The following is a 25,476-nucleotide window of genomic DNA, read 5'->3' as shown; positions in this document are numbered from 1 at the left end:
GCGGAGGCAGAAGCTGCGGCTCGGGCCAAGGCAGAGGCAGAAGCTGCGGCTCGGGCCAAGGCAGAGGCAGAAGCTGCGGCTCGGGCCAAGGCGGAGGCAGAAGCTGCGGCTCGGGCCAAGGCAGAGGCAGAAGCTGCGGCTCGAGCCAAGGCAGAGGCAGAAGCTGCAGCCCGAGCTCAGGCAGAGGCCCAAGCCGAAGCTGAAGCTGAAGCATATGCCAAAGCCCAAGAGGCGGCTGAGAGGGCGTTGACAGAGCAGGCCACGCGTCAAGCCAACACTTATAAAGCCCCGCTGTTTGAGCTATCGGCAAACGCAGCCATCGTTATGACTACGGGAGCGGCTCCAGCGTTAGAGGCTGGCGTAGCACTGGGCACGGCCATTCGTTCCGCCGTCGCATCGCTGAGTGCCGCTTCGATCGAAGCTGTGGCTGGGCCTTTCCTGGTAGGTACCTTCGCACTGCTCTACGCCCCCAAATTGGGGAATGGTGATTTACCGGACAACTACGTTCTGAGCGCGCCGCTGACCGATCTCACGGTCGAGCTCAATGTTGCTGCCCAGGCTGCGGCCATCGAGCGAGGTGCGGTCGATGTGCCCATGCGGATGGGCGACAAGCGCGAGCAGGTCGGGCCGACTGAGCTGTTCGCCGCCCGCACCGATGGTGCCCTTATCACTTCTGCAGTACCGGTCTTGGCGGCGCAGTACGACGCGCAAAACGGTCAGTACATCGTCACCACTGATGACGTGCCACCCAGAACACTGCTTTGGACGCCCGCAGTCGAGCCGACTGACAGTTCCACAGCCTTGCCGGCCACACCGCCCCCCATAACGGCGCTGGTTGGGCCGACGCTGGAGCCGCTCGAAGGCCGGCTCGACATCTATCCTGACCTGCCAGATATTGGGTTCGATGACTATGTCATCATCTTCCCGGCCGACTCCGGGTTGCCGCCTCTTTATGTGATGTTCAAAAGCCCCCGGAACATGCCAGGGGTGGTGACAGGTAAAGGGCAGCTGATACAGGGTCAATTTCTGTATGAAGGGAATCGAGAGGGGGCTCCGATTCCTGCTCAGATCGCCAGTGAGCTGCGAGGGAAAAAATTCAGCAGCTTCGGTGAATTTCGCAGGCGGCTATGGCAGCTGATTGGTCGTAGTCCATTATTTGAGAATCAGTTCGGGCTCGGCGATCTGCTGATCATGCGCAGAGGCTTGGCTCCGCTGGCCGATCCAGATGAGCGGATAGGCGCAAAAATTAAATACGAAATCCACCATGTAAAGAGGATTGCTGATGGTGGTGGCGTATACGATGTCGACAATCTGAGGATTGTGTCGCCAAAATCGCATGTTGAAATTCATAAAAAGAGGTAGCGACTGTGACTAGAGTAATATCTGATTACACGGAAAAAGAATTCTTTGATTTGGTCTATGCGATTTATCATGGTGATCCCAGATTTTACCCAACCGACCGAGCCCACACCAAAGGAATTTTGGAGTTCGAAAGATTGGCAGAACACCCTGCACGATCTAATCTGATTTTTCGGCCTGGAAAGGTAGGTATTAAGGACTCTCCCGGTGATGTGGTCAAAGAAGTAAAAAGATGGCGCGCTGAGCAAGGTTTGCCTGGTTTCAAAGAGTCGTAAATGCTGTAAGGAATTCCCGGTCGCTGCCGGTCGGGAATTCCCAGTCACACAATCTTCACTTCTGAGCTGACGCTAGTTGCCTTCTTTGATCAGCCTGCGGCAAAAAAACGGTAACGCCAGGTAAAGCTTGGCGGTTTCAAAGGCTGAGTGCAACACCGGGCTTCATTGAATAGAGGATGGGCTCTCATGATGCCGAGCCATCATCTGCGTCATCATCTCGATTGGGCATTGATAATCAAAACGCTGGCGCGGCCGAATATTCAGTTCATACGCAATGGCATCCAACTGCTCCTGGCTATGCCCAGACAAGTCGGTGCCCTTGGGCAGGTACTGCCTAATCAGGCCGTTGATGTTTTCGTTGCTGCCGCGCTGCCAGGGGCTATGCGGGTCGCAGAAGTAAACAGCCACTCCGGTACGCTGGGTGATCTCAGCGTGACGCACCATTTCCCGGCCCTGGTCATAGGTCAACGTTTTACGCGCTGCCAGAGGCATGCGGTTCAAGGCGGCACTGAAACCTTCGACCGCCGAAGTCGCTGTGGCGTCATGCATCTTGATCAGCATCAGGTAGCCCGTGCTGCGCTCTACCAACGTACCGACCGCAGAAGCATTGGCTTTGCCCTTGATCAAATCGCCCTCCCAGTGGCCGGGCGTCAGACGATCTTCTGCCTCAGGCGGACGAACATGGATGCTGACGAGATCAGGGATTTGGCCACGGCGGTCTACCCCGCCAGTGCGGGGGCGACGACTGGTTTTACCTTGCCGCAAGCAAATGATCAGCTCCTTGCGAAGCTCACCCACCGGCAATGCATAGATGGCGTTGTAGATCGTTTCGCGGCAGACGTAAGCGTCTTCAAGCTTTGGGAATTCCATGCGTCGGAGTTTGCCGGCAATTTGCTGAGGAGAAAAGCGCTGTCGCAGCAGGTAGGCCACCAGATCGAACAGTTCGCCACCTGGTTCAAGCTTGCGCGCAGGACGGCACGCTTTGCGGCGCAGGCGCATCTGTTGCTGAGCCTGGCTGGCAGAATAGGGCGAGGGACTGGCGGTGTTACGGCGAAGCTCACGACTAATGGTCGAGGGGTGCGATCAAGCATCTGGACGATCGCTCTTTGGCTCAGGCCCTGAAGCTGGCCGAACTGGATCGTGATGCGTTCTTCAATACTGAGTTCTTGGTAAGACATAGGGGCACCGTACCGGATTGGTCAGGTGTTGCACTCAGTTTTTGCCGTCGCCCCTTTGAAAGATGGTGGCGCGGTTTACGATATCGACAATCTTAGAATCACAACCCCAAAAAATCACGTGCGGATACACAGGAATAAAGGTGCCGATCAATGATTCTCAAGAATAAAATAGAAGAGTATACAGAGGCTGAGTTCACTGAGTTTCTGAATGAGTTTTTCGAAAACCCTAGCCAACTCAAAGGCGACGTACTGGGGGCGCATATCAATCGACTGACTGATCACTTTGAAAATATTATCGAGCACCCAGACAAAAGTGGTCTGATTTTCTATCCTGCAGAGGGAGTGGAAGACAGTCCCGCCGGAGTGATTTCAGTTTTGAAAGCGTGGTTCGCTGCTAATGGAAAACCCGGTTTCCGCGAAGGCTGAGTCAATGTTGATCTGTTTCGATGATTAGATTTAAAGCCCCTTCTCGGAGTAATCCGAGAAGGGGTGATGGTTGCATCATTAAATTTTCGCTTTGGGAATTCCATACTTACGCAACCGCTGGGCTATCGCGGTATGCGAAGTCTGCAAGCGCCCCGCCAGTTGCCGGGTCGATGGGTAGCTGGCATATAACCGTTGCAGCAGTTCACGTTCGAAATCCCCCACCGCCTGTTCCAGGCTCGCGACCTCGCCATCCTGGCCACGCGCCACCGATGTCCCGGCGATGTCCAGGTCACCGATATCCACCAGGTTGCCTTCGCAGATGGCTGCTGCGCGGAAGATCACGTTCTGCAGCTGGCGCACGTTGCCCGGCCAGGGGTTGGCCAGCAGAGCCGAGTGGGTGGCGGGCGTCAGTCGGCAAGGAGGTCGCTGGATCTGCGTGCAGGCCTGCTGCATGAAGTAGTGCGCCAGCATCAGAATGTCCTGGCCACGGTCGCGCAAGGGCGGCACCTGCAGGTTGAGCACGTTGAGGCGGTAGAACAGGTCTTCCCGGAAGGTGCCTTCGGCGACCATGCGTTCCAGGTCGCGGTGGGTGGCGCTGATGATGCGCACATCCACCTTCACCTCGCGGTCGCCGCCCACCCGGCGGAAGCTGCCGTCACTGAGAAAACGCAACAGCTTGGCTTGCAAGTACGGCGACATTTCGCCGATCTCGTCGAGAAATACCGTGCCCTGGTTGGCCAGCTCCATCAGCCCGGGTTTGCCACCGCGCTGGGCGCCGGTGAAAGCGCCTGGGGCGTAGCCGAACAGTTCGCTCTCGGCCAGGCTCTCGGGCAGCGCGGCGCAGTTGAGGGCCAGGAAAGGCGCCGCTTGCCGGCTGCTGATGGCATGGCAGGCACGGGCCACCAGTTCCTTGCCGGTGCCGGTCTCGCCATGTACCAGCAGGGGCGCATCCAGGGCCGCTACGCGCAGGGCGCGGGCCTTGAGGGTGCGGATCGCAGGGGACTCGCCGAGCAGCGCATCGAAGCCTTCGGCGTGGTCGTGGTGCAGGGCCGACAGGCGCTCGCCCATGCGGTTGGGCGGGTACAGGGTCAACAGGCCGCCGGCGTTGGTGATGGGCGTGGCATCGAGCAGCAGGCTCTGGCCGTTGAGCTGCATCTCGCGCATCGGCAGGTGGAAGTTGTTGTCCAGCAGCGCCTGCAGCAGGCCGGGGTCGCCGAACAGTTCGCCAACAGACCGCCCCGCTGACTCACGCCCGCACAGGGCGATCAGCGCGGGGTTGGCCAGCAGCACCAGGCCTGCGCTGTCGACGGCCAGCACCGGGTCGCTCATGGCGGCGAGCAGGGCATCGAGCTGCAGGTGGCGGCGCTGGCCAGGGAGGATATCGACCACGTCTACCGACTGTACCCCATGTACTTCGAACAGCGCGTCGTGCAGTTCTTCGAGTACGGCGGGGCTGAGGGTCGGAGCGTCGATGTAGACGTTCGGCGGCACCATCTCTACGGCGTCCAGGTTGAGGTTGCGGGCACCGAGCAGGGCGAGGACTTCCTGGGTGATGCCGACGCGGTCGATGAAGCTGACATGGATGCGCATGGGGAGGCGGGGGGTTATGGCCGGGGAGGGCAGTAGTATGCCTTGGGAGCAGTGGTAAACCCAATTGCCGGCAAGCCTGCCCACAGGTACTCCGCAGAACCCGAGACAGCGGGGTACCTGTGGGAGCCGGCTTGCCGGCGATTGGGTTTACTCTAAATGTTCAGGCTTGATCGAATCGCCGGACTTCACATCCAGTTTGGCGCGGATGTCCTCGAACATCTGGTCGTAAATCTTGTGCGGTGAACCGAGCGTTTCGAATTTCTTGTGCGGTGGCAGGTGTGACTGGGCCTTGCGGCTTAGCACCATCAAAAAGCTCGGCAACACCTGATCTTTGGGCAGGTAAAACTTTTCATCTACCGGCTTGCCTTCGATGCTGCCATGCAAGCGGAACTGGATACCCCGACCTTCCCTGGGATCCTGAGTCGCTTCGTACTCGATGTTGAGGTCGTAGCTGTGGTCATTGGCGTTCAGCGCAGTGCGCTCGATATGCACGTGACCAGGTTGGTACTGGGCCATGGCGGAATCCTCCGGAGGGTCGAAAATGGCGGGCGGCCTGCGCCCGCCTACTGCATTCAACGGTAGCTGATGCCTGGCTTGGCCGTTGAAACACGGGTGCCGGCGGTGCCTTTGACGATGTCCTCGATATTCTCCAGCGAGCTGATCACGGCGACCTTGCCGGTGGCGCGGGCGAAATCGCTTGCGGCCTGCACCTTCGGCCCCATGGAGCCGGCGGCGAAGCCCAGGCGTTCGAGTTCGTCGGGGTGGGCCTGGGCAATGGCTTTTTGCGTGGGTTTGCCCCAGTCAATGTAAGCCGCATCGACGTCAGTGGCGATTATCAGAAGGTCGGCTTCCAGTTGTTCGGCCAGCAGTGCCGAGCACAAGTCCTTGTCGATGACCGCTTCGATGCCTTTGAGCTTGCGGTTTTCATCGTACATGGTGGGGATACCGCCACCGCCTGCGCAGATCACGATGCTGTTTTTTTCCAGCAGCCACTTGATCGGGCGGATCTCGAAGATGCGCTTGGGTTTGGGGCTGGCCACCACGCGGCGGTATTTGTCGCCGTCGGCCTTGACCACCCAGCCTTTCTCCTTGGCCAGGCGTTCGGCTTCTTCCTTGCTGTAGACCGGGCCGATGAACTTGGTCGGGTCCTTGAAGGCCGGATCGTCGGCATCGACTTCGACCTGGGTCAGCAGGGTGGCGAACGGCACTTCGAACGCCAGCAGGTTACCCAGCTCCTGTTCGATCATGTAACCGATCATGCCTTCGGTTTCGGCACCGAGCACGTCCAGCGGGTAGGCTTCGTCGGGTTTGTACGACAGCGCCTGCAATGACAGCAAGCCAACCTGGGGGCCGTTACCGTGGGCGATGACCAGCTCGTTGCCGGGGTGAATCTTGGCGATCTGCTCGGTGGCGGTGCGGATATTGGCGCGCTGGTTGTCAGCGGTCATGGGCTCGCCGCGGCGCAGCAGGGCGTTGCCGCCCAATGCAACAACGATTCGCATGGGAATGTCCTTTGCGAAGATGGGGGGAGCGCCTCGTTTCTGTGTGGGAGCCGGCTTGCCGGCGATCACCGGCGCAGCCGGTGCCATGCACCGTGTTGCCTGCATCGCCGGCAAGCCGGCTCCCACACTACCGAGGTGCTTATCAGAGATCAGCCAGGGTCGACACCAGGATCGCCTTGATCGTGTGCATGCGGTTTTCCGCCTGTTCGAAGGCGATGCAGGCGGGCGACTCGAACACGTCGTCGGTCACTTCGATGCCATTGGCCAGGTCCGGATACTGTTCGGCGATCTGCTTGCCGACCTTGGTCTCGGAGTTATGGAAAGCCGGCAGGCAGTGCATGAATTTGGTCCGCGGATTGCCGGTGGACTTCATCAGCTCCGTGTTCACCTGATAGGGTTTGAGCTGCTTGATGCGCTCGCCCCAGGCTTCGATCGGCTCACCCATCGACACCCAGACGTCGGTGTGCACGAAGTCCACACCTTTGACCGCAGCTTTCGGGTCTTCGGTAAGGGTGATGCGTGCACCGCTTTCCTCAGCGTACTGCTTGCAGCGCTCGACCAGGTCGTCATGCGGCCACAGCGCCTTGGGCGCAGCGATACGCACGTCCATACCGAGCTTGGCGCCGATCAGCAGCAGCGAGTTGCCCATGTTGTTGCGGGCGTCGCCCAGGTAGGCATAGCTGATGTCGTGCAGCGGCTTGTCGCTGTGCTCACGCATGGTCAGTACGTCGGCGATCATCTGGGTCGGGTGGTACTCGTCGGTCAGGCCGTTGAACACCGGCACCCCGGCGAACTTGGCCAGCTCTTCGACGATTTCCTGCTTGAAGCCGCGATACTCGATGGCATCGTACATGCGCCCGAGTACGCGGGCGGTGTCCTTCATGCTTTCCTTGTGGCCAATTTGCGAAGAGTTGGGATCGATGTAGGTAACGTTTGCCCCTTGGTCATAAGCGGCCACTTCGAAGGCGCAGCGGGTGCGCGTTGAGGTTTTCTCGAAGATCAGGGCGATGTTGTTGCCTTTCAGGTGCTGCTGCTCGGTACCTGTGTACTTGGCACGCTTGAGGTCGCGGGACAGGTCCAGCAGGTACTTCAGCTCGCGGGTGCTGTGGTGTTCGAGGCTGAGCAGGTTGCGGTTATGGATGTTGAACGCCATGGTGATTCTCCTTGAGTTCGGTAATCGGCCCGGCCACCGCCTTGTGGGGGCAGCCGGGAAAATGGTCGTTAGTAATCGATGGGGTCACGCACGATCGGGCAGGTCATGCAGTGGCCGCCGCCACGGCCCCGGCCCAGCTCGCCGGCGCTGATGGTGATGACCTCGATGCCGGCCTTGCGCAGCAGGGTGTTGGTGTAGGTGTTGCGGTCGTAGCCGATGACCACGCCAGGTTCCACCGCCACCACGTTGTTGCCGTCATCCCACTGTTCGCGCTCGGCGGCGAAGCTGTTGCCGCCGGTCTCGACCACGCGCAGCTTGACGCCCAGTTGCTCGCCCACCACTTCGATGAACGACTTGTTCTCGCGGCGCACGTCCATGCCGTAGGGCTTGCTTTCGTCCGGGCGGATGATGAACGGCACGATTTCTTTCACCACTTCGGGGAAGACTGTGACCAGGTCGCGGTCGCAGAAGCTGAATACCGTGTCCAGGTGCATCGCCGCGCGGGACTTCGGCAGGCCGGCGACGATGACCTTTTCCACTGCGCCCTTGGCGAACAGGTTCTGCGCCAGTTGCCCGATGGCCTGGCGTGAAGTGCGCTCGCCCATGCCGATGAGCACGATGCCTTTGCCGATCGGCATCACGTCACCGCCTTCAAGGGTGGCGTTGCCGTGGTCTTTGTCCGGGTCGCCGTACCAGACCTGGAAGTCGGCACCGGTGAATTGCGGGTGGAATTTGTAGATGGCAGTGGTCAGCAGCGTTTCCTGGCGTCGCGCCGGCCAGTACATCGGGTTCAGCGTGACGCCGCCATAGATCCAGCAGGTGGTGTCGCGGGTGAACTGGGTGTTCGGCAGCGGGGGCAGAATGAAGCTGGAGTGGCCCAGGTAATCGTTGTACATCTTGACCACGTCGGCGCCTTCGCTCTGCGGCAGGTCCTGGCCGGCCACACCGCCGATCAGGAACTCGGCCAGGTGGCGCGGCTCGAGGCCTTCGAGCCAGCTGCGCACCTCGTTGGTCAGGCCGACACCTACGGTGTCAGGGGTGATCTTGCGGTCAAGAATCCACTTCAGCGCGTCTTTGTTCTGCACGATGTCGGTCAGCAGGTTGTGCATCTCAAGCACATCCACGCCGCGCTCGCGCATCTTGGTGACGAAGTCGAAATGGTCGCGTTTGGCCTGATCGACCCAGATCACATCATCGAACAGCAGTTCGTCGCAGTTGCTCGGGGTCAGGCGCTTGTGCGCAAGCCCAGGAGCGCAAACCATTACCTTGCGCAGCTTGCCGGCTTCGGAGTGCACACCGTACTTCTGTTTTTCAGCGGACATGGTTCTTTCCTCCAATTGAGCGAAGACGTGGGTCACAGGGTCAGGAAGCCGTCATACAGGCCATAGGCCGCCACCAGGGCGCCGATGACCACAGCCGCAAAGATCAGTTTTTCCACGTTGGTGAAGATCGGTTGGCCAATTTCACGCTTGGCCTTGGCAAACAGGATCACCCCGGGGGCATATAGCAGGGCGGAGAGCAGCAGATACTTCATGCCGCCGGCATACAGCAGCCAGATGGCATAGATCAGTGCAATGGCGCCGATGAGCAGGTCTTTGCTGCGTTCTCTGGCAGCCTGCTCGTAGGTTTCACCGCGCATGGCCAGCAAGAAGCCATAGGCTGCCGACCACAGGTAGGGCACCAGGATCATTGAGGTGGCGAGGTAGATCAGTGACAGGTAGGTGCTGGCGGAGAACAATGTGATCACCAGGAAGATCTGCACCATGGCGTTGGTCAGCCACAGGGCGTTGGCCGGCACCTGGTTGGCATTTTCGCGGCGCAGGAACTCCGGCATGGTGTGATCCTTCGCAGCGGCGAACATGATCTCGGCGCACAGCAGCACCCATGAGAGCAGGGCGCCTAGCAGCGAGATGATCAGGCCGACGCTGATCAGCACCGCGCCCCAATGGCCAACCACATGCTCCAGCACGGCAGCCATCGACGGGTTCTGCAGTTTGGCCAGTTCCGGTTGAGTCATCACACCCAGCGACAACACGTTGACCAGCACCAGGAACAGCAACACGGTGATGAAGCCAATGACCGTGGCCTTGCCCACGTCGGCGCGTTTTTCCGCCCGTGAGGAGAAGATGCTCGCACCCTCGATGCCGATGAACACCCAGACGGTGACCAGCATCATGTTGCGCACCTGGTTCATCACGCTGCCCAGTTCCGGCGTGCCGGTGGCCCAGATGTCGGCAGTGAAGATGTCGAGCCTGAAGGCGAATACGCAGATCAGCGCAAACAGTACCAGCGGCACAACCTTGGCCACGGTGGTGACCAGGTTGATGAACGCCGCTTCCTTGATGCCGCGCAGAACCAGGAAGTGCACCGCCCACAGCAGCACCGAGGCGCCGATGATGGCGGCCGGGGTGTTGCCTTCACCGAAGATGGGGAAGAAGTAGCCGAGGGTACTGAACAGCAGCACGAAGTAACCGACGTTGCCCAGCCAGGCGCTGATCCAGTAGCCCCAGGCCGAGGAGAAGCCCATGTAGTCGCCGAAGCCGGCCTTGGCGTAGGCGTATACCCCGCCGTCCAGGTCAGGCTTGCGGTTGGCCAGGGTCTGGAACACGAAGGCCAGGGTCAGCATGCCCACTGCGGTGATTGCCCAGCCGATCAGCACGGCGCCAACCCCTGCGCTGGCGGCCATGTTTTGCGGCAGCGAGAAGATACCGCCGCCAATCATCGAACCGACGACGAGTGCAACGAGTGCGCCGAGTTTTAGTTTTCCGGAAGAATCAGCCATTTAACAACTCCGTACCAGGAGAACGTTGACGACAGAATAAATCCGTCGCCGGGGCCATGATCTGACATGGATCAGTTCATGGCGTTGTGAAGTAGGAAATTTCCTTCACTTGACTCCTGGAGAGTGCCGACAGCCCTGTTGCAGGCCCTGTACCCTGGCACCTCCATGTACAACCAGAACAAACGCCCTGTTCAGCCTGCGAACTCTGAAGCTAGTCGTTTTTGCCGTTTTCGCAAACTTTTCTCAATAAATTCCACGGATCATCGAGGTGGTTAAAGTTGCACGTCGGACAAGCGTTTATCTCGGTCGGCCGGTATAGACAAAAGAGTTATGAGTGCTATAGCTTTAATGGCTTTGTCTATTATAAGTGGCCCTATTTATATGCAGATAAAGCTGTTTCAGCGTTGTGACAACACGCACAAAAGACGAGGAATCGCATGAGCGAACCAGGACAGAAACTGCGCCTAGGCGCGTTGATCGCACTGGTGGTCGGTTCGATGATTGGCGGCGGCATCTTCTCGTTGCCGCAGAACATGGCGGCGCGCGCGGATGTCGGTGCCGTGCTGATCGGCTGGGGTATCACCGCAGTGGGCATGCTGGCGCTGGCTTTCGTGTTCCAGACCTTGGCCAACCGCAAGCCTGAACTGGATTCAGGGGTGTATGCCTATGCCAAGGCAGGTTTTGGCGATTACATGGGCTTCTCCTCGGCGTGGGGGTACTGGATCAGCGCCTGGCTGGGCAACGTGGGGTACTTCGTGCTGCTGTTCAGTACCCTGGGTTTCTATTTTCCGGTGTTCGGCGAGGGCAATACGCCCATTGCCATCGGCTGTGCCTCATTGCTGCTGTGGTCGGTGCACTTTCTGGTGCTGCGTGGCATCAAGGAAGCGGCGTTCATCAACCAGGTGACCACCGTGGCCAAGGTTGTGCCGCTGCTGATATTCATCGTCATCGCCGCCTTCGCCTTCCGCGCCGACATCTTTACCCGGGATATCTGGGGCGTGAGCAACCCGCAGTTCGGTAACGTGCTGGACCAGGTGCGCAACATGATGCTAGTCACCGTATTCGTGTTCATCGGTATCGAAGGCGCCAGTGTCTATTCAGGACGGGCTCTGCGCCGTACCGATGTGGGCAAGGCCACGGTGATCGGCTTTCTCGGGGTATTGGCGCTGCTGGTGCTGGTCAACGTGCTGTCGCTGGGCGTGATGACCCAGCCGGAACTGGCCGGATTGCAGAACCCCTCACTGGCATCGGTGCTTGAGCACATCGTCGGGCCCTGGGGCGCGTTGCTGATCAGCATCGGCCTGGCGGTTTCGCTACTCGGCGCTTTGCTCTCGTGGGCACTGCTGTGCGCCGAAATTCTCTTCGCCACGGCACGGGACAAGACCATGCCGCGCTTTTTGGCCAAGGAAAATGCCAACCATGTGCCGGCCAATGCCCTGTGGCTGACCAACTGCATGATCCAGGGGTTCTTGCTGATCACCCTGGTTTCGGCGGGTACCTACACCAGCCTGATCTACCTGGCGTCGTCGATGATCCTGGTGCCGTACCTGTGGTCAGCCGCCTACGCGGTGCTTATGGCGCTGCGCGGGGAGAGTTATGCCGGGCAAGAGGCGCTGCGCCGCAAGGACCTGTTGGTGGCGTTGGTGGCGCTGGTGTATGCGCTGTGGCTGCTGTATGCCGGTGGGCTCAAGTACCTGCTGCTGTCGGCATTGCTGTATGCGCCAGGGGTGATCCTGTTCGCCCGGGCCAAGCATGAGCAAGGCCAGGTGCTGTTCACCACGTGGGAGAAGTTGATCTTTGCGGCGGTGCTGATTGGCGCGGCTCTGGCAGCTTATGCGCTGTATTCAGGGCTACTGAGCCTGTGACGCGGGCGGGCATGCCTGCTCTGGCCGTGACCAGATCCACAGGTTGCCCAGGGTCATGCCGGCGATGGCCAGAAATACCGGCCAGTGATGGTCAAGGAAGGCCAGCATCAGGCCTGCGCACACCAGCATGCTGAGGGTTGCGCTGACCTTTGCCCGGCGCTGGATCACCTTGCCATTGCGCCAGTTGAACAGGATAGGCCCGAACAGCCGGTGGTTCTCCAGCCATGCCGACAGGCGCGGCGAGCTGCGTGTCGCTGCCCAAGCGGCCAGAAGGATGAACTCGGTGGTCGGCAGGCCAGGAATGACTATGGCGACCAGGCCGATACCCAAGCTTACGTAAGCCAGGATGCCATACAGCAGGCGCGACAGTTTCGAGCGGGCAGGTCGGGTCATGGTCTCACTGCGAAAAACGGTCCGGCCACCGGAAGGGCGGCCGGGTTAAGCGTATCAGGCCAGCGCGCTGTCGGCGGCGTAGGCATGTTTGAGCAGTTCGGTGAAGCGCTCGAACGCGGCAACTGCGCCGCGTTCGGCAGCAGCGTCTTCTTCGGCGGACAGCGCCAGGCCATCGAGGATTCGGGTGAACTGCTTCCAACCCTCGGCGCGGCCACCGGCTGGTTCGCCCAGGTGGCGGGCGCCAAAGCTGTCGGACAGTTCCAGGGCCACGGCCCGCTTGATCAGAAACGCGGCGCCCAGTTTGGAGCCTTCGGAGACGAAGATCCAGCCCAACGCCTCTGCCAGGCTTGGGTCGTGCAAGGCGCCGGATACTGCAGCTGGAACTTCGGTATTGAGGTCGGCGAGGTCCAGGCGGGCTTGATCGGCGCGGCAGCGCTGGGCCAGGTCAGGCACGATGGCGATCAATTTCGGGTCGTTGTACAGGGCCTGAAGTTCGGACTGGAACAGGTACTGGGCGACGACGAAACGGGCGAAACTCTCGCGACTGTCGAACGGTGCGTGGGATTTGACCAGGGCGTCGAGCTCGGTGTGCGGGGCGTGGGTGACCTGGTTGAGGCGTTGCGAGCGCAGGGCTGGGCGGTCGGTCATGGGGTGTCCTTGGGGATTGGGGGCGTCTAGTGACAAGACGAAACAGTGGGGTGGGGAGAGTAAAAAAAACGGGCCTTTGTGTTGTCGGTTCCTGCCCTGTCGCCGGCTTGCCGGCGATAGGGCCAGTACCGATCAGCTCAGTCAGATATCCCAAACCACATTGATGGCGAAGTTGCGCCCTGGCATGGTCAGGCGGTCGAGGTTGGCAGGCTGGGTCACACCCGCTTCACCCTGGCCGTCGTAGCCGCGCACGTCATCCCATTGCCAGTACTTCTTGTCGGTGAGGTTGTATAGCCCGGCATTGACCGTGACATCGTCGGTCACCTTGTAGAAGCCGCTCAGGTCCAGCACACCGTAGCCGGGCGTGCGGAACTGCGAGCTTGCGCCGTCGGGGGCAAAGAAGGTGGTGTCGTCGACGCGGGTCTTGCGCTTGACCAGGGTCCAGCTCAACAGGCCACCGTAGTTTGGCTGCTCATAACCCAGGCCGAACACGCCGGTCAGTGGGTTGACGCTGTTCAGCGGCTGGCCGTTGTCGTCGTTGCGGCCGTTGGCGTAAGCGATCGAACCCTGGGTGTACAGGCCTTCTGGCGCACCGAAGTGGTCGAGGTTGAGGCGGCCCTTGACCTCGGCGCCCTTGATGGTGGCGTGCTTGATGTTGTTGGCCTGGAAAGTGGTTTCCAGGTTGGCCGACTGCACGGCGTCTTCGTCGATGAAGTCGCGGTACTTGTTGTAGAAGACCGCAGCGCTGAAGTTACCGGCATCGAAGTTGCCACGCAGGCCGGTCTCGTAGCTCTTGCTCTTCTCCGGCTCAAGCCCGGGGTTGCCCTGCACGCTGTAGCCCAGTGTCGGGTTCTCGAAGCGGCCGTACATCGACTTGGCTGTCGGCGTGCGGAAGCCTTCGGCGTACTGGCCGTACCAGGTGTAGTTGTCGTTGAAGGCGTAGGTCAGGCCGAACTTGGGCGACACGCGGTGCCACTTCTTGTCCGAGTCGTCGAGGGCGCCTGGCGCTGCGCCCGAGCCCTGAATGCCACGCAGGAACGCGTCGGTGAACTTGGGCTCCATGCGCGTGTAGTCGTAGCGGGCACCTGGCAGGAAGGTCCAGTTGTTCCAGCGGATTTCATCCTGCACGAACAGGCTGTAGGTGTTGATGGTCGGGTCCGGGAAATCGCTGACCAGGGCCTGGCCGTCGCGCGAGCTGTCCTGGCCGATGGCGGTGCAGCTACCGCCAATGGCCACACAGGTGCCGGAGCCGCTGCGTGAGCCGGTCACTTCTTCATGCTTTATGGTGGTGCCGTAGGTCAGCAGGTGATCGGTCTGGCCGATGCTGAAGGCTTTGTCCAGCTGGGCATCGAACACCCATTGGCGGTCCTTGTAGGTGGTCTGGCGGTCGCGGAGCACTTGCCGCCCCGACGCGACATACAGCTCATCGGTGCGCTGGTCGGTCTTGGCGATCTGGTAGTTCAGGCTCCATTTCACGTGGTCGGCGACCAGGCTGTCGAGGCCGAACTCGTGGTTTATGCCGAAGCGCTCGCGGGTGACGGTGTCGTTGCCCTGGCGCATGCGGTAGGAGTTCATGGCACCAAAGCCTGGAATGAACGGACCGCCCACGGCGCTTAGGATGTTCTGGTCACGGTCATCCTTGTAGCGTTCATAGGTGAAGCCCAGGCGCGCGTCGTCGGCGTAGTTCCAGCCAAGCTTGGCCAGCACGTTGGTGGTGCGCACGTCTTCGGGGTTGGCTTCGGTACGCGACAGGCCGGTGCCGCTGTCTTCACCGTAGGATTCGGTTTCGTGGCCGTTGCGCTGGCTCACGTGCAGCAAGCCATCGAAATCGCCCTGGCGGCCGGCCACGGTGGCGGAGGTCAGCCAGCTGTCGTCGGCCGAGCTGTAGCCGGTCTTCAGCCGCGCGCCGACATCCTTGCCGGGCTTGATGATGTCGTCCGGGTCGAGGGTGAAGTAGCTCACCGCACCGCCGATGGCATTGCTGCCGTACAGCACCGAGGCCGGGCCGCGCAGGATTTCCACGCGCTTGACGATCTCGGGATCGACGTAGTTGCGCTGTGTCTGGGCGTAGGGGCCGTAGAAGAAGCTGTCGGGGATCGACACACCGTCGATCTGGGTGAGGATGCGTTCGCCGTCGATACCGCGGATGTTGTAACCGTTCAGGCCGCTGCGCTGGCCAACGCCGCCGACCGACACGCCAGGCTCGTAGCGCACCAGTTCCTTGATGCTGTTGACGTTCTGCCGGTCCAGCTGTTCGCGGGTCTGTACGCTCACGGTGCTGGGTACCTGGCTGACGTCCTGGGCGCTACGGGTGGCGCTGACGGTCAATTGCTGCAGGGCAATGGCATTGCCCGCCGTCTGGCGCTCCAGCACCACATTGCCATTGCTGATCTTGCGATAGCCCAGGCCGGTACCTTGCAGCAGTTGTTTCAGTGCCGCTTCCGGAGGCAGCGAGCCGTGGACACCTGGCGAAGCCACACCGTCGGCCAGTTCGGCGCTGAAACCCACCTGCCAGCCGGTCACCAGGCTGAAGGCGTTGATTGCCTCGACCAGGGGCTGCTGGGCGATGCTGAAGCGGTAGTCGCCCATGCGCGGGCTTGTCGCCTGCGCAGGTTCTGCGGCCAGCGCCGGCAAGCCGCAGGCGCCACTGGCGAGCAGGGCCAGGGTCAGCAGGGACAGCTGGCCGGTACGGCGGGGAAGAGGGGACGGGCTAGTTGGACCTGTGGACATCGAAAGCGCTCCCTGACGCGCGAACTGTTATAGATGATTACCGTTCCTGTTATTAAACAAGAATCAGTTGCATTGGCTATAACGAGACGGGCGGGGTGGGGCGATCGCGTAAAAATAATTTTCAGGTCAGTTGAGGATGACCACGGCGGGGTATTCGTGCAGTTGCGCAGAGGTGATATGGGCCAGCGCGCGCAAGGTCTCCAGCGGCTGATCGAGGCGGTAGTTGCCGGTTACCGCCATATCGTCCAGGTGGGCGTTGCGGTTGATGATCCAGCCCGGGTAATAGCGCCGCACTTCGGCCAGCACCTGGCTAAGCGGGCAGTTCTCGAACACCAGACGGCCGTCGACCCAGGCCAGGTCCTTGTGCATGTCCGGGCGCTGGCGCTGGCCGAAGCCTTGCGGGCCGACGCTGATGCTGTCACCCGCGCTCAGGCGGATACGCTGGTCGCTGGCGGCCTGCAGATCGACGTCGCCGCGCTGCACACGAACCTGCGCCTCGCCATCGAGGTAGCGCACGGCAAAATCGGTGTCGCGCACCTGCGCCCGCAGCGGGCCGGCCTGCACTTCCAAGGGCAGCTGTGCACCACCTGGTACCTGGAAAAACGCCTCGCCTTGCAGCAGGCGCGCCACCTGGCGGCCTTCACGCACGTCGCTGGCGAAAGCCGAGTTGGTGTTGAGCAGCACCTTGGCCCCGTCATCGAGCTGCAGGCGCTGGCGTTCGCCCACCACGGTCAGGTGGTCGGCCTGCAGGCGCATCGGCAAGTTGCCCACGGTGAACAGCCCGACCAGCAGTACTGCGGCGGTCGCCAGGGGTTTCCAGTGAGCCCGCAGACGCCCGCGTACAGAGCGGCGCCGCTCCTGATGCATTTGCGTGGCGGCCTGGCGCACCGGCGTGCCGTTCCACAGGGCTTCGGCTTCGACGTAGGCCACGGCGTTTTCCGGCGCGGCGCTCAGCCACTGCTCGAAGGCCTGCGTGTCCGCTTCGGTGGCGCATTGCAGGCGGACCAGCCAGTCCAGCGCCTCGTCCATCGCACGGGCGCGGGCGTCGGGCCCTGCGGTCGGCGGGCGAGGGGCGGGGCTGTCGGTCACGGTGAATCCTTGAAATGATTTTCCCGAATGATCAAGGCTAAGACGGGGCGTGGCAAGCGCTTCGCCGAGCTCGGGTGGCCAGCGGTCGTCTTACTTCAGGCGTTCGGCCACACCCATGCAGATTGCCATGATCAGTTTCAGCTCCTTCTGGACCGTGCTGGCCGAGACATTGAGTTGCTCGGCAATTTCCAGGTAGCTGGCACCGTGCAGGCGGCTGAGGATGAAAATGCGCTGCTGACGCTCACTCAACTGGTTGAGGCTGACGCTCAGGTGCTTGAGCAGTTGCTCGGCGTGTGCGGCATCTTCGCTACTGCTCAGCGGCGCGGCGACGTTGTGCAGGATTTCTTCGGGCACATCGTCGACCAGCATGCGCGATTGCACCCGGCGTGTGCGCAGATGGTCCAGGGCCAGGTTTCGCGCGGTCTGGAAGACGAAGGGCTCGAGGTGTTCGATGGGCCGCTCCCCCAGAGCGCGGGACACCCGCAGGTAGGTTTCCTGAAGCAGGTCCTCGGCGGTGCTGGGGTTGCCCACCATGCGTTGCAAGGTTCGCAATAGGGGGAGGCGCTGAACGAGGAAGACAGAGTTGAACCGGGACTGACTCACAGGGGGACCTGGCCGACGAAAGGTTAATGATAATGCTTATCATCTTGCCTGAAGGTCAAGCCTGGAAGTGTTAGGAAAAGGTAAAGATTGTCGGTAGGAGCGGCCTTGCGTCGCGAAAGGGCCGCGCAGCGGCCCCAACTGTAGCGCTCAGAATACCCTGGGGCTGCTCTGCAGCCCTTTCGCGACGCAAGGCCGCTCCTACCCCAGCAAGCGCCTGCGCTCAGCGGGCGCTGCACAATGCCAGGCAGTTATCCAGCATGCGGTTGGAGAACCCCCACTCATTGTCATACCAGGCCAGCACCTTGAGCATCCTGCCGTTGGCGCGGGTATGGTTGGCATCGAATATCGACGACAACGGGTTGTGATTGAAGTCGCATGAGACCAGCGGCAGGGCGTTGTAGCCGAGCACCTTGGAATGCCGGCTGGCTTCGAGGAACAACTGGTTCACCTGCTCGGCAGTGGCCTCACGCTTGAGGTTGACGGTGAGGTCGACCAGCGACACGTTGATCACCGGTACCCGTACCGCCATGCCGGTCAGCTTGCCGGCCAGTTCCGGCAACACCAGGCCCACGGCTTCGGCGGCGCCGGTCTTGCTCGGGATCATCGACTGGGTCGCCGAGCGCGCACGGTACGGGTCGCTGTGGTAGACGTCGGTCAGCACCTGGTCGTTGGTGTAGGCATGGATGGTGGTCATCAGCCCCTGCTCGATGCCGAACTCGCGGTCCAGCACCTGGGCGATCGGCGCCAGGCAGTTGGTGGTGCAGGAGGCGTTGGAAATGACCTGGTGCGACGCACGCAGAATGTCATGATTGACGCCGTACACCACGGTGGCGTCGGCGCCCTTGGCCGGTGCCGAGACGATCACCTTGCCAGCCCCGGCTGCCAGGTGCGCCGCAGCCTTGGTGCGGTCGGTGAACAGCCCGGTGCACTCGAACACCACGTCGATCGCCTCGGCCTTCCAGGGCAGCTCGGCCGGATTGCGGATGGCGCTCACCGCGATACGGTCACCGTTGACCGTCAGGCTCTCGTGGTCGGCTTCCACCGATGCATCGAAAGCACCGTGTACGCTGTCGTATTTGAGCAGGTGGGCATTCATGGCGCTGTCGCCCAGGTCGTTGATGGCGACGACCTGCAGGTCGTGGCGGTAGCCTTGGGTATACAGTGCGCGCAGGACATTGCGACCAATGCGGCCGAATCCGTTGATGGCGATACGTAGTGTCATGGCAGTACCTCTGGCAGTTCGAGTGAAACCGGTGGCACAAATGAAGCTTCACTGAAACGGTTTTGTTGTTGGAATTACAAGATTATTCACTGAGCGATAGAAAACAAGCCTTTTTACTGGCAGTATTTTGTTTAAATATACAACGAGTGGTCGGGCAAGCCGCCGCCTCGATGCGCAGGGTCTCTTACACAGGAGCCTAGGCCGCAATCGTTTGGAGGGGAAATGCCTGGTAAACCGCCCTTACCGCTAGCCTGGAGTCCAGTACATGCACCCGCGCATCCTTGAGGTCACCCAACGGCTGATCGAACGCAGCCGTGCCACCCGTGAACGCTACCTGCAGCTGATTCGCGGCGCGGCCAGTGACGGACCCATGCGGGCCAGCCTGCAGTGCGCCAACTTCGCCCATGGCGTGGCCGGGTGTGGCGCCGACGACAAGCAGAGCCTGCGCCTGATGAATGCCGCCAACGTGGCCATCGTCTCGGCCTACAACGACATGCTCTCGGCGCACCAGCCGTATGTGCATTTCCCTGAGCAGATCAAGAAGGCCCTGCGCGAAGTTGGCTCCGTCGGCCAATTCGCTGGCGGTGTGCCGGCCATGTGCGATGGTGTGACCCAGGGGGAGCCAGGCATGGAACTGGCCATCGCCAGCCGTGAAGTGATCGCCATGTCCACTGCGGTGGCGCTGTCGCACAACATGTTCGACGCTGCGCTGATGCTGGGTATATGCGACAAGATCGTCCCCGGCTTGATGATGGGCGCGCTGCGCTTCGGTCACCTGCCCACCATTTTCGTGCCGGGCGGGCCAATGGTTTCCGGCATCTCCAACAAGCAGAAGGCCGATGTGCGCCAGCGCTATGCCGAGGGCAAGGCCAGCCGTGAGGAGCTGCTGGAGTCGGAGATGAAGTCCTACCACAGCCCAGGCACTTGCACCTTCTACGGCACCGCCAACACCAACCAGCTGGTGATGGAAGTGATGGGCCTGCACCTGCCGGGAGCTTCGTTCGTCAACCCCTATACGCCGCTTCGTGACGCGCTTACCGCCGAGGCCGCGCAGCAAGTGACGCGCATGACCAAGGCCAGTGGCAGCTTCATGCCGCTGGGCGAGATCGTTGACGAAAAATCGCTGGTAAACTCCATCGTCGCCCTGCATGCCACCGGGGGCTCGACCAACCACACCCTGCACATGCCGGCGATCGCCCAGGCGGCAGGCATCCAGCTCACCTGGCAGGACATGGCCGACCTGTCCGAAGTGGTGCCGACGCTGTCCCACGTCTACCCCAATGGCAAGGCCGACATCAACCACTTCCAGGCCGCCGGTGGCATGTCCTTCCTGATCCGTGAGCTGCTCGATGCCGGCTTGCTGCACGAAGACGTCAACACCGTCGCCGGCCACGGATTGCGCCGTTATACCCAGGAACCGTTCCTGGACAACGGCAAGCTGGTCTGGCGCGAAGGCCCGCAGCAGAGTCTGGACGAGACCATCCTGCGCCCGGTGGCACGGCCGTTCTCGGCCGAAGGCGGCCTGCGGGTGATGGAAGGCAACCTTGGGCGTGGCGTGATGAAAGTGTCCGCAGTGGCCCCTGAGCATCAGGTCGTCGAGGCCCCGGCCCGGGTGTTCCAGGACCAGCAGTCGCTGGCCGATGCGTTCAAGGCCGGCGAACTGGAGTGCGACTTCGTGGCAGTGGTGCGCTTCCAGGGGCCGCGTTGCAACGGCATGCCGGAGCTGCACAAGCTGACGCCGTTCCTCGGTGTGCTGCAGGACCGCGGCTACAAAGTCGCACTGGTCACCGATGGGCGCATGTCAGGCGCATCGGGCAAGATCCCGGCCGCCATCCACGTGTGCCCTGAAGCCTTTGATGGTGGACCGCTGGCGCGGGTGCGCGATGGTGATATCGTGCGGGTCGATGGTGTCGAAGGCATGCTGCAGCTCAAGGTGTCGGCCGAGGAATTGGCCAGCCGCGACCTGCCGCCTGCGCCACAGGGCAACGACCTGGGCTGTGGGCGCGAGCTGTTCGGCTTCATGCGCATGGCGTTCAGCTCGGCCGAGCAGGGCGCCAGCGCCTTTACCTCGGCCCTGGAGAACCTCAAATGACGGACCTGCTGGTTGGCGACATCGGTGGCACCAATGCCCGTTTTGCGTTGTGGCGTGACAACCAGCTGCACCAGGTGAAGGTCTTCGCCACTGCTAACTACACCAGCCCGGAGCAGGCCATCGAAGCTTACCTGCACGGCCAAGGCATCGCCCGTGGCGGGCTGTCGGCGGTGTGCCTGGCGGTGGCCGGGCCGGTCGACGGTGATGAGTTTCGCTTTACCAACAATCATTGGCGGCTGAGCCGCAGCGCATTCTGCAAGACGTTGCAGGTTGAACAGTTGCTGCTGATCAATGACTTCACGGCGATGGCCTTGGGCATGACCCGCCTGCAAGAGGACGAGGTGCGCCAGGTCTGCCCCGGCAAGGCCGACCCGGCGCGACCTGCACTGGTGATCGGCCCGGGTACCGGCCTTGGCGTCGGCAGCCTGCTGCGCCTGGGTGAGCAGCATTGGCTGGCGCTGCCCGGTGAGGGAGGGCATGTCGACTTGCCGGTGGGCAATGCCCGTGAAGCGGCGATCCATCAGCAGATTCATGGGCAGATTGGCCATGTCAGCGCTGAAACCGTGCTCAGCGGTGGTGGCCTCGTGCGTTTGTACCAGGCTATCTGTGCGTTGGACGGTGATACCGTACGGCACAAGACACCAGCAGAAATTACCGATGCCGCCCTGAGTGGTGAGCCACGGGCATTGGCAGTGATCGAACAGTTCTGCCGCTTCCTGGGGCGCGTGGCAGGTAACAATGTACTGACCCTGGGTGCACGCGGTGGGGTTTATATTGTTGGCGGCGTGATTCCGCGGTTTACCGAACTGTTCATGCGTAGCGGGTTCGCTGCAAGTTTTGCCGACAAGGGCTGCATGAGCGGGTACTTCGCGGATGTGCCGGTGTGGCTGGTGACGGCAGAGTTTTCTGGACTGCTGGGCGCCGGCGTGGCATTACAGCAGGCTCTGGATCATTGATAGGGGGCCGCTTTGCGGCCCTCACAGCAGGCAAAAGACCTGTGACAACAAGAGGGCGGGATACCTTGAGCACTGCCGGAAAATCGATCCTGATGGTCGACGACGATCAGGAAATCCGCGAGCTGTTGCAAACCTACCTGAGTCGCGCCGGTTTCCAGGTGCACGCCGAAGCCGATGGCCAGGGTTTTCGCCACGCTCTGGAAAACACTCACTGCGATCTGGTCATTCTCGATGTGATGCTGCCCGACGAGGACGGCTTCAGCCTGTGTCGCTGGGTGCGCCAGCACCCGCGCCAATCGCGGGTGCCGATCATCATGCTGACCGCCAGCTCCGATGAGGCCGACCGGGTCATCGGTCTTGAGCTCGGTGCGGACGATTATCTGGGCAAGCCGTTCAGCCCGCGGGAACTGCAGGCGCGAATCAAGGCGCTGCTGCGTCGAGCGGAATTCGGCCAAGCCGCCCCAGCCAGCGCGGTACTGGCCTTCGACGACTGGCGCCTGGACACGGTCAGCCACCGCCTGTTCCACCGCGATGGCGAAGAGGTGATCCTCTCCGGTGCCGATTTCGCCTTGCTGAAGCTTTTTCTCGATCACCCTCAGCAGATCCTCGACCGCGATACCATCGGCAACGCTACCCGTGGCCGTGAGCCAATGCCGCTGGACCGTATCGTTGACATGGCGGTCAGCCGCCTGCGTCAGCGTCTGCGCGACACCGACAAACCGCCACGGCTGATCCGCACTGTGCGTGGCAGTGGCTACCTGCTGGCTGCGCATGTCTGCTGTGCTTCCTGAGCGCCGCTGGCGCCTGCTGCCGCGCTCGCTGCTGGGGCGTATGCTGCTGTTGACCTTGCTGGTGGTGCTGCTGGCGCAGGGCTTGTCCAGCGTCATCTGGGTCACGCAGTTACGTGCCAGCCAGCTGCAAGGCTTGCGTGCCAGTGCCGGCAGCCTGGCCCATTCGATGAGTGCCAGCGTCAGTTATTTCCGTTCTTTGCCGGTGGCCTATCGGCCGATGGTACTGGACCAGTTGCGCAGCATGGGCGGTACGCGTTTTTTCGTGTCGCTCAACGACAAGCCGCTGGACATGCCGGTATTGCCAATCACGCCGCGCAAGCAGGCAGTGATTGATGTGTTCCAGCAGGTACTGCATGAGCGGCTGGGCGCGCAGATGGATATTTCCGTCGAGTTCGTCGCCCCCGATGACCTGCGCATCTTCAACAGCGGCCTGAAGCTCGATGAGCTGCCGCGTTCCTGGGCGCATTACTCGCTGACCCTGGAACCACTCAACCCGCCTGTACTGGTCACGCAGCTTCGCCTTGGCGAGGGCGAGTGGCTGTACATCGCTTCGTTGCTGCCTGAGCCTTACACCAGCCTTGAAGCCGAGCGCCTGCCACGCCAGCAGATCGGCTTCATCGTCCTGACCACCGCTTTGCTGCTGCTGTTCATCGGCCTGCTGGTGCACTGGCAGAGCTGGCCACTCAAGCGCTTGGCGCGGGCCGCGCGGGATCTGTCGCTGGGCGCCGATGTGGCTCCAGTGCCCGAGGGCGGTGGCAGCGAGGTGGTCGAGGTCGGGCGTGCGTTCAACAGTATGCGTGAACGTATCAGCCGCTACCTCACCGAGCGCAGCCAGTTGTTCAGCGCCATTTCCCATGACCTTCGCACGCCCATTACCCGGCTGCGGCTGCGTGTTGAACTGCTGGAAGATGAGCGCATGCAGGCCAAGTTCAGCCAGGATCTGGATGAGCTGGAGCTGTTGGTCAAAGGCGCTCTGCAATGCGTGAAAGACACTGACATCCACGAGAATATCGAGCCGGTCGATCTCAACCAGGTATTGGAGATTCTCGCCGAGCCGTATCTGGGGGATGGCCGCATCACCGTCGAAGGCCAGGCCCTGGCGCCGTACCCCGGCAAACCACTGGCCTTGCGCCGCTGCATCGGCAACCTGATAGACAATGCCATCAAGTACGGCGAGCGGGCTCGTCTGCGCATCATCGACAGCGCGGAGGGCTTTGTCCTGCAGGTGGACGACCACGGGCCGGGTGTGCCACAGCAGCGGCTTGAGCAGGTGTTCGAGCCGCATTTCAGGCTGGCCGGGCAGCAGCAGGGGTATGGCTTGGGCTTGGGGATTGCACGCAACATTGCCCATAGTCACGGTGGTGAGGTGAGCCTGCTCAATTTGCGCGAGGGTGGGTTGCGCGTGACTCTTCATCTGCCGCGCGGCACTGAGTGAACGTGTGTCACTGATCGGTGACATAACAGCAAGCCTTCGTGACATCCCAGCCAGGACGGCTGGCTAGAATCTGCAAACCTCACACAGGGAAGAAGCAGGAGCATGGACTACATCGATTCCCCGGAACATAACGCCTGGCTCACAAGCGAGGGCCAGCGGCTGCTCTCCTTCGCCAAAGCCTCGCAAGTCGCCGAAGGTTTCAGCAATCTCGACGCCCGTGGCAAGCTGCCCCCCACGGCTGTCGCTGAAACCATGAACACCGCGCGCATGACCCACAGCTTCGCCCTGGCCCACCTTAATGGGGAGCCAGGCTGCCTGGGATTGGTGGAGCATGGTGTGCAGGCCTTGTGCGGGCCTTTGCGCGACGCCAGGTACGGCGGTTGGTTCGCCCGCCCATACGGCCTGGGCGACAGCGGCAAGGCGGCTTACCTGCATGCCTTCGTCGCGCTTGCCGCCAGCTCTGCCGTAGTGGCGGGCGCTTCGGGAGCACAGGGGTTGCTGGCGCAGGCGATACGGGTCATCGAGGAGCGTTTCTGGAGTGAGGAAGAGGGTGCGATGCGCGAGTCCTTCTCCAGCGACTGGCAGCAGCCTGAAGCCTATCGCGGCGCCAATAGCAACATGCACGCCACTGAGGCCTTCCTCGCCCTGGCAGATGTGACGGGCGATGTACTTTGGCTGGAGCGCGCCCTGCGTATCGTCGAGCGCATCATTCACGGCCATGCTGGCGCCAGTGGTTACCAGGTGGTCGAACATTTCGATGTGCACTGGCAACCACTGCCCGACTACAACCAGGACAATCCCGCAGATCACTTCCGCCCATACGGCACAACGCCTGGCCATGCGTTCGAGTGGTCCCGACTGGTCCTGCACCTTGAGGCTGCGCGACGTCAGTCAGGGCTTCCTGCCCCGGCATGGCTGCTGGCCTGCGCGCGGGGACTGTTCGCCAACGCCTGCAAGCATGCCTGGAGCATCGATGGTGCCGAGGGCATCGTCTACACCTTGGGCTGGGACAATCAGCCCAGGGTGCGCGAGCGCCTGCACTGGGTGCATGCCGAAGCCTGCGCCAGCGCCGCAGCGCTGCTGCGGCGAACCGGCGAGCAGCAGTACGAGCAATGGTACCGGCGTTTCTGGACGTTCATCGACACTCATTTCATCGACCGCGCGGCCGGAAGCTGGCACCACGAACTCGACTCGGGCAATCAGCCCGCGGCGACGATCTGGGCAGGCAAGCCAGACCTTTATCACGCCTACCAGGCTGTACTGCTGCCAACGCTGCCCCTGGCGCCCAGCCTGGCGAGCGCACTGGCGCGCAATGTAACCAAACGATGACATTCACGCATCGCTTCGTTACCTGACGCAGCGGGCACTCTGATTAGACTCCATGCAA

The 25,476-nt window shown here is 61.7% G+C and carries 22 protein-coding genes and 1 pseudogene; 10 read left to right on the top strand and 13 right to left on the bottom strand.

Annotated features, from left to right (window positions below):
• Together ACW4TB_RS16020 and ACW4TB_RS16015 are read left to right on the top strand one after the other, a co-directional pair.
• The coding region (locus tag ACW4TB_RS16020) for an S-type pyocin domain-containing protein (protein ID WP_455843013.1) at window positions 1–1,362 on the top strand (1,362 nt) is incomplete at its 5' end.
• A gap of 5 nt (window positions 1,363–1,367) precedes the next feature.
• Window positions 1,368–1,634: a bacteriocin immunity protein gene (locus tag ACW4TB_RS16015; RefSeq protein ID WP_279930722.1), complete on the top strand. Its 267-nt coding sequence runs from the start codon at window positions 1,368–1,370 to the stop codon at window positions 1,632–1,634.
• A 162-nt stretch (window positions 1,635–1,796) separates the two neighbouring features.
• Here ACW4TB_RS16015 and ACW4TB_RS16010 read toward each other — a convergent pair.
• Window positions 1,797–2,812 (bottom strand): annotated as a pseudogene (locus ACW4TB_RS16010) (IS30 family transposase).
• 25 nt (window positions 2,813–2,837) lie between these two features.
• Between ACW4TB_RS16010 and ACW4TB_RS16005 the strand changes: the two are divergent.
• Together ACW4TB_RS16005 and ACW4TB_RS16000 are read left to right on the top strand one after the other, a co-directional pair.
• Window positions 2,838–2,966 carry a hypothetical protein gene (locus tag ACW4TB_RS16005; protein ID WP_347882140.1) on the top strand — a complete coding sequence of 43 codons (129 nt, stop codon included), beginning with the start codon at window positions 2,838–2,840 and terminating at the stop codon, window positions 2,964–2,966.
• Window positions 2,963–3,238 (top strand): bacteriocin immunity protein, encoded by a 276-nt coding sequence (locus tag ACW4TB_RS16000; protein ID WP_039603443.1) that lies wholly within the window; start codon window positions 2,963–2,965, stop codon window positions 3,236–3,238. Before ACW4TB_RS16005 ends, ACW4TB_RS16000 begins: the two co-directional genes overlap by 4 nt.
• 78 nt (window positions 3,239–3,316) lie before the next feature.
• Here the strand turns inward: ACW4TB_RS16000 and ACW4TB_RS15995 are convergent, their stop codons facing one another.
• From ACW4TB_RS15995 to arcD (ACW4TB_RS15970), 6 genes are all read right to left on the bottom strand, one after another.
• Entirely contained in the window at window positions 3,317–4,828 is a 1,512-nt protein-coding gene (locus tag ACW4TB_RS15995; protein ID WP_279930726.1) for a sigma-54-dependent transcriptional regulator, read from the bottom strand.
• A gap of 147 nt (window positions 4,829–4,975) precedes the next feature.
• The gene (locus ACW4TB_RS15990) at window positions 4,976–5,344 is read right to left on the bottom strand and encodes a DUF5064 family protein (RefSeq protein WP_012316039.1); all 369 of its coding nucleotides are present in this window, start codon (window positions 5,342–5,344) and stop codon (window positions 4,976–4,978) included.
• A gap of 56 nt (window positions 5,345–5,400) precedes the next feature.
• A complete protein-coding gene (gene arcC / locus ACW4TB_RS15985) occupies window positions 5,401–6,330 on the bottom strand; it encodes a carbamate kinase (protein ID WP_012316038.1) in 930 nt (309 codons plus the stop codon).
• Window positions 6,331–6,472: 142 nt separating this feature from the next.
• Entirely contained in the window at window positions 6,473–7,483 is a 1,011-nt protein-coding gene (locus tag ACW4TB_RS15980) for an ornithine carbamoyltransferase (RefSeq protein WP_012316037.1), read from the bottom strand.
• Between the two features lie 68 nt (window positions 7,484–7,551).
• Window positions 7,552–8,805 (bottom strand): arginine deiminase, encoded by a 1,254-nt coding sequence (gene arcA / locus ACW4TB_RS15975; protein ID WP_012316036.1) that lies wholly within the window; start codon window positions 8,803–8,805, stop codon window positions 7,552–7,554.
• A gap of 32 nt (window positions 8,806–8,837) precedes the next feature.
• The gene (arcD, locus tag ACW4TB_RS15970; protein WP_012316035.1) at window positions 8,838–10,265 is read right to left on the bottom strand and encodes an arginine-ornithine antiporter; all 1,428 of its coding nucleotides are present in this window, start codon (window positions 10,263–10,265) and stop codon (window positions 8,838–8,840) included.
• Between the two features lie 437 nt (window positions 10,266–10,702).
• Here arcD (ACW4TB_RS15970) and arcD (ACW4TB_RS15965) point away from each other — a divergent pair, with 437 nt between their 5' ends.
• Entirely contained in the window at window positions 10,703–12,130 is a 1,428-nt protein-coding gene (gene arcD, locus ACW4TB_RS15965; RefSeq protein ID WP_279930733.1) for an arginine-ornithine antiporter, read from the top strand.
• Here the strand turns inward: arcD (ACW4TB_RS15965) and ACW4TB_RS15960 are convergent.
• The 6 genes from ACW4TB_RS15960 to gap all read right to left on the bottom strand — a co-directional run bounded on the left by ACW4TB_RS15960 (window position 12,116) and on the right by gap (window position 18,815).
• Window positions 12,116–12,523, bottom strand: coding sequence for a YbaN family protein (locus tag ACW4TB_RS15960; protein ID WP_012316033.1), 408 nt, complete (start codon window positions 12,521–12,523; stop codon window positions 12,116–12,118). The two genes, arcD (ACW4TB_RS15965) and ACW4TB_RS15960, sit on opposite strands and share 15 nt — an antisense overlap.
• A 54-nt stretch (window positions 12,524–12,577) precedes the next feature.
• Entirely contained in the window at window positions 12,578–13,171 is a 594-nt protein-coding gene (locus ACW4TB_RS15955) for a biliverdin-producing heme oxygenase (protein WP_012316032.1), read from the bottom strand.
• 141 nt (window positions 13,172–13,312) lie between these two features.
• Window positions 13,313–15,901 (bottom strand): TonB-dependent receptor, encoded by a 2,589-nt coding sequence (locus tag ACW4TB_RS15950; RefSeq protein WP_279930736.1) that lies wholly within the window; start codon window positions 15,899–15,901, stop codon window positions 13,313–13,315.
• Between the two features lie 126 nt (window positions 15,902–16,027).
• Window positions 16,028–16,990: a FecR family protein gene (locus ACW4TB_RS15945; protein ID WP_279930738.1), complete on the bottom strand. Its 963-nt coding sequence runs from the start codon at window positions 16,988–16,990 to the stop codon at window positions 16,028–16,030.
• A 90-nt stretch (window positions 16,991–17,080) separates the two neighbouring features.
• Entirely contained in the window at window positions 17,081–17,593 is a 513-nt protein-coding gene (locus tag ACW4TB_RS15940; protein WP_012316029.1) for an RNA polymerase sigma factor, read from the bottom strand.
• Between the two features lie 220 nt (window positions 17,594–17,813).
• A complete protein-coding gene (gap, locus tag ACW4TB_RS15935; RefSeq protein WP_012316028.1) occupies window positions 17,814–18,815 on the bottom strand; it encodes a type I glyceraldehyde-3-phosphate dehydrogenase in 1,002 nt (333 codons plus the stop codon).
• 265 nt (window positions 18,816–19,080) lie between these two features.
• Between gap and edd the strand changes: the two genes are divergently transcribed.
• The 5 genes from edd (at window position 19,081) to ACW4TB_RS15910 (ending at window position 25,418) form a co-directional block, all read left to right on the top strand.
• Complete coding sequence (edd, locus tag ACW4TB_RS15930; RefSeq protein ID WP_279928409.1) at window positions 19,081–20,907, top strand: phosphogluconate dehydratase; 1,827 nt, start codon at window positions 19,081–19,083, stop codon at window positions 20,905–20,907.
• Entirely contained in the window at window positions 20,904–21,863 is a 960-nt protein-coding gene (locus ACW4TB_RS15925) for a glucokinase (RefSeq protein ID WP_279928407.1), read from the top strand. The genes edd and ACW4TB_RS15925 overlap by 4 nt, the downstream gene beginning before the upstream one ends.
• 65 nt (window positions 21,864–21,928) lie before the next feature.
• The gene (gltR, locus tag ACW4TB_RS15920; protein ID WP_279928405.1) at window positions 21,929–22,654 is read left to right on the top strand and encodes a two-component system response regulator GltR; all 726 of its coding nucleotides are present in this window, start codon (window positions 21,929–21,931) and stop codon (window positions 22,652–22,654) included.
• Window positions 22,635–24,089, top strand: coding sequence for an ATP-binding protein (locus tag ACW4TB_RS15915; protein WP_279928403.1), 1,455 nt, complete (start codon window positions 22,635–22,637; stop codon window positions 24,087–24,089). Before gltR ends, ACW4TB_RS15915 begins: the two co-directional genes overlap by 20 nt.
• Window positions 24,090–24,191: 102 nt before the next feature.
• A complete protein-coding gene (locus tag ACW4TB_RS15910) occupies window positions 24,192–25,418 on the top strand; it encodes a D-mannose isomerase (protein WP_279928401.1) in 1,227 nt (408 codons plus the stop codon).
• Window positions 25,419–25,476 lie beyond the last annotated feature (58 nt).

It is taken from the genome of Lelliottia jeotgali (assembly GCF_977070485.1).
This window is presented reverse-complemented; position numbering and strand designations above follow the sequence as displayed.